The sequence below is a fragment of the Streptomyces poriferorum genome (genome assembly GCF_019399235.1).
GTDB lineage: Bacteria > Actinomycetota > Actinomycetes > Streptomycetales > Streptomycetaceae > Streptomyces > Streptomyces poriferorum.
Window position 1 is genome coordinate 1 of sequence record NZ_JAELVH010000589.1, and the last position, 738, is coordinate 738.

Consider the following 738-nt stretch of genomic DNA (forward strand, 5'->3'; position numbering starts at 1 on the left):
GGGCGTGGTCCGGGTTGTCCGGGTCGAGCTCGCCGTGCTCGGCGACGAGCTTCGCCGCGTACTCCTCCGAGTCGTCCTGCGGGTCGTAGCCGAGGGAGCGGGCCGTCGTCAGGTCCCACCACAGGCGGGTGTTGTCCGAGGAGCCGTGGATCACGGTGTGGCCCACGTTCTCGGCGGTGAGCGCGGCGTCGAAGAGCCGGGCCCCGTCGGCGGGGCTCATCCAGACGGACAGCATCCGTACGGACGTCGGCTCGGGGAAGCAGGAGCCGATGCGTACGGAGACGGTCTCCAGGCCGTGCCGGTCCCAGTACAGCTGGGCGAGGTCCTCACCGAAGGACTTGGACAGTCCGTAGAAGGTGTCCGGGCGGCGCGGCGTGTCGATGGGGATGAGCGGGTCGCCGGGCAGCGGCCGGGGGGTGAAGCCGACCGCGTGGTTGGAGGACGCGAAGACGATCCGCCGCACGCCCTCCGCCAGGGCCGCCTCGTAGAGGTTGTAGGTGCCCTCGATGTTCGCCCGGAGGATCTTGTCGAAAGAGGCTTCCAGGGAGATGCCCGCGAGGTGGATGATCGCGTCGACGCCACGCACGGCCTCGCGCAGCGCCTCCTTGTCGCCGAGGTCCGCGGTGATCGCGTCCGGCTCGCCCTCGACGGGGACCATGTCGAACAGGCGGAGCGCGTAGCCGTGGGCGGGCAGCAGTCCGCGCATCAGGGTGCCGAGACCGCCGGCGGCGCCGGTGA

The 738-nt window shown here is 71.3% G+C and carries 1 protein-coding gene; it reads right to left on the bottom strand.

Annotated features, from left to right (window positions below):
* Nucleotides 1-738, bottom strand: a 738-nt coding sequence (locus tag JGS39_RS39860; protein WP_219574635.1) for an NAD-dependent epimerase/dehydratase family protein, incomplete at both ends; no start/stop codon positions are given.